The 3,527-nt window shown below is 68.0% G+C and carries 4 protein-coding genes and 1 pseudogene; 4 read left to right on the forward strand and 1 reads right to left on the reverse strand.

The features are described 5' to 3' along the window. Nucleotides 1–304 (forward strand): annotated as a pseudogene (locus tag LQV45_RS21195) (LytR family transcriptional regulator); the annotation flags it as partial. 48 nt (nucleotides 305–352) lie between these two features. Here the strand turns inward: LQV45_RS21195 and LQV45_RS21200 are convergent. Further along, nucleotides 353–991 carry a TetR/AcrR family transcriptional regulator gene (locus LQV45_RS21200; protein WP_230008698.1) on the reverse strand — a complete coding sequence of 213 codons (639 nt, stop codon included), beginning with the start codon at nucleotides 989–991 and terminating at the stop codon, nucleotides 353–355. Between the two features lie 161 nt (nucleotides 992–1,152). Between LQV45_RS21200 and LQV45_RS21205 the strand changes: the two genes are divergently transcribed. From LQV45_RS21205 to LQV45_RS21215, 3 genes are all read left to right on the forward strand, one after another. Then, the gene (locus LQV45_RS21205) at nucleotides 1,153–2,130 is read left to right on the forward strand and encodes a helix-turn-helix transcriptional regulator (protein ID WP_230008699.1); all 978 of its coding nucleotides are present in this window, start codon (nucleotides 1,153–1,155) and stop codon (nucleotides 2,128–2,130) included. Further along, the gene (locus tag LQV45_RS21210; RefSeq protein WP_230008700.1) at nucleotides 2,123–2,986 is read left to right on the forward strand and encodes an SDR family oxidoreductase; all 864 of its coding nucleotides are present in this window, start codon (nucleotides 2,123–2,125) and stop codon (nucleotides 2,984–2,986) included. The genes LQV45_RS21205 and LQV45_RS21210 overlap by 8 nt, the downstream gene beginning before the upstream one ends. A 175-nt stretch (nucleotides 2,987–3,161) precedes the next feature. Continuing rightward, the coding region (locus LQV45_RS21215; RefSeq protein WP_230008701.1) for an aldo/keto reductase at nucleotides 3,162–3,527 on the forward strand (366 nt) is incomplete at its 3' end.

A 3,527-nucleotide genomic window follows, 5' to 3' on the forward strand; every position in this document is an offset into this window, starting at 1 on the left:
CCTGGTGGGTGCCGTGGGGAACACGACGTCGAGCTACCGCGGCGTGGCGCTGGTGGTCTCCGGTGCCGCCGGCCAGTCGGCCGCCTTCAGCGTCCAGCGCCACGTGCCCGGCTCGGACTATGTCCAGGACGGCCGCGCTGACCCGAGCGTGGACGTGATCATTACCGGCGACTTCAAGGAACTGGCCAAGCCGGAACTCGTGGACCAGACGCCGGGCCAGCTCAGCTGCCCCCGCGAGAACCGGCGCATCGTGGATGAGGCCACGCTGCCCGCCGTACCCACGGCGACGCCCGGCACGGGCTAAGGCACGGCCTGCCAGCCTTCCAGCCTTCCCGCCTCCAGGCGCCGCAGCCTAGCGGATGGTGCGGACCGGCTGGCCGGCGTCGTCAAACCTCGCCCCGGCCCCCAGCTGGACAAACCGCACCGTCCGGGCGAGCCGTGCCTCGGCCTCGGCGTCCTGGCCCGCCCCGTCGCCCCGCGCAGCGCTTGAGGAGAGCGTGCCGTGGATGAGCTGGGCCAGCTGGGCAATGTCCGACTCGGGCAGGTACCCCTGGGCCATGCCGTCGCGCAGGATGCCACGCAGGAGCACGCTGAGCTCACCCACGTGGTCGGCCAGTTTGGCGAACGACGACGGCGAGAGCACCGCCGCCATGGCCGGCCCCGGCGGCAGGTGGCGCCGGCTCAGGTCCTCCACCTGGGCGCGGACGTAGACGGCCAGGCGCTCCACCGGGTTCTCCAGTGCATCGAGGGATTCGCGCAGATCGAGCAGGAACCGCTCGGTCTCATCCAGGGCGTAGGCGATGAGGAGCTCTTCGATATCCGCGTAGTAGTTGTAGACGGCGGTCCGGCCGATCTGGGCATGGCGCGCGACGTCCGTCATGGTCAGGCCGGGGAGCCCGTGGGTGAAGAGAAGTTCCCCGAACGCGGTCAGGATGCGACGCTGGGTCTCGGCACGTTGGGCGGCGTTGCTCGCGGCCGAAATCCTAGGCATACGCACACTTTAGCGCGATCTGTCACCAAAGCAGCCGGGCGGCGGACTGTGACCCGGCCGGGCTACGAACATCGACCGGTTCTGAGGGGCCACACCTGTATCCACCGCCTCAACTGGGGGTGTCTGATAGACACTGCCACCGCCCGTCCGGGCTGCGTAGCGTGGTGGATGTGGACAGAAAAGACGAAATCCGAGACTTCCTGATCTCGCGCCGGGCGAAGATCACCCCGGATCAGGCCGGGCTCCCCAACTATGGCGAACTGCGCCGCGTTCCGGGGCTGCGTCGGGAGGAAGTGGCCCAGATCGCCGGGGTAAGCACGGACTATTACACGCGGCTGGAACGCGGCAGCATCCGCGGCGTCTCGGACTCGGTCCTCGACGCTGTGGCCTCCGCCCTTCAGCTGGATGAGGCAGAGCGGACACATCTGATGGACTTGGCCAGGACGGCCAACACGCCGTCATCCCGGCGGCCGGCGCGCCGGCCACCGCAGCAGAGGGTCCGTCCCGGAGTATTGCGTTTGCTGGACGGGATGACCGGAGCGGTCGCCCTGGTGCAGAACGGACGCTCGGACGTGCTGGCCGCCAACTCCTTGGGGCGCGCGCTGTACGGGCCGGTGTTCGAGTCCACAGCAGCCGCTGGTCCGGAGGCTCCGGGCCAGCTGCCGAACCAGGCGCGGTACCTCTTCCTCGATCCGGGGGCAGGGGACTTCTACCCCGATTGGTCCGCAATCGCCGCCACCACGGTGGCGATGCTCCGATCGGAAGCGGGACGGAATCCCCATGACCGCGCATTGAACGAACTGGTCGGCGAGCTGACCACACGCAGCGGGCACTTCGCCGCCTTGTGGGCCGGCCATGACGTAAGGATCCACACCACGGGAACCAAGCGCTTCCACCATCCGGTCGCCGGCGACGTGTCGCTGCAGTTCGAGACGCTCGACCTTCCCGGCGATGAGGGACAAACCCTGTACACCTTCACTGCAGAGCCGGGGTCCGCATCCGAAAACGCGCTGGCGTTCCTTGCCAGCTGGGCGGCATCGCCCCCGACGAAAACCGCAACCAGCGACCCTTCCATCCCGGATCTGCGCTCCCACGCGCGGCCCGGAACACCCAACCCAGGAAAGACAGAACATGACTGAGCACAACGACGCCAAGACCGGACAGAAAGTCTGGTTCATCACCGGGGCAGGCCGCGGTATGGGCATTGACATCGCCAAGGCCGCCCTGGCCGCCGGCCACACAGTCGTCGCCACCGGCCGCAACCCCGACAAGGTCGCCCAGGCCGTCGGGGAGAACGAGAACCTGCTGGCCGTAAAACTCGACGTCACCAACCCCGCCGACGCCACCGCCGCCATCGCCGCCGCCGTGGACCGGTTCGGCCGGATCGACGTGCTCGTAAACAATGCCGGCAACTTCTACGCCGGGTTCTTCGAGGAAATCACCCCGGAGGACTTCCGGGCCCAAATCGAAACCACCATGTTCGGACCCATAAACGTCACCCGCTCGGCCCTGCCCGTCCTGCGGGCCCAGCGCTCGGGCCTGCTGGTCACGATCTCCTCCACCGCCGGCATCGCCGGCGGGGAGTTCCTTTCTGCTTACGCCGCCTCGAAGTTCGGTGTGGAGGGCTGGGCCGAATCCCTGGCCCCCGAAGTCGCGCCGTTCGGAATCCGCACCATGATCGTTGAGCCGGGATTCTTCCGCACCGAGCTCCTCACCGCGGAATCCACCAGCTACGCGGCATCCACTATCGGGGACTATTCCGAGCGGACCGAGCAGACAGTCACCGCGTGGAAAGGCATGAACGGCCTTCAGGGCGGGGACCCGGCCAAGCTCGCCGTCGCCCTCATCCAACTGGCGGAGCTGGATGAACCGCCGCTGCGCTTCGCCGCCGGAGCGGACGCCGTTGGAGTCTTTGAGGCCCGGGCCAAGGAACTCCAGGCCCAGGCCGAGGCCCACCGCGAGCTCTCCAGCAACCTGGCCCACGACGACGCCTGACACCGACGCCTGACACCCAGGCAAACGGATGACGTCGGGAGCCTCCCGCCGTCGTCCACCCAGTCTCGACATACCCGCCGGACGCCAATGGCTACCGGCCGCCCAAAAACCCTCGCCACGCTGTGGGCCATGCCCACATTCCAGGCCGGGGAACCACACCCAAAGGAAATACACCATGAAGAACGCACGCCTCGGAAGCCTGGAAGTCTCCCGCATCGGACTCGGCGCCATGACCATGGCCGGCACCTACACCAGCGAGGGCGCCCTGGATAACGCGGAGTCGATCCGGACGATCCACCGCGCCCTTGACCTCGGGGTCACCCACATCGACACCGCGGAGATCTACGGGCCGTTCCTGAGCGAGGAGATCGTCGGCCAAGCCGTCAAGGGACGCCGCGATCAGGTCAGGATTGCAACGAAGTTCGGCCTGGTCTCCCATTCCGGCGGCGGCTCCGGCGTGGTCGACAGCAGCGCGGCGAACGTGAGGGCCGCCGTCGAGGGCTCCCTCAAGCGCCTCGGCACCGACCACATCGACCTGTAC

It is taken from the genome of Microbacterium sp. Bi128 (assembly GCF_918698205.1).

Excerpts from the sequence above, each read along its gene's own strand:
- LQV45_RS21200 (WP_230008698.1), bottom strand. The coding sequence starts at position 991 with ATGCCTAGGATTTCGGCCGCGAGCAACGCCGCCCAACGTGCCGAGACC.
- LQV45_RS21210 (WP_230008700.1), top strand. The coding sequence starts at position 2,123 with ATGACTGAGCACAACGACGCCAAGACCGGACAGAAAGTCTGGTTCATC.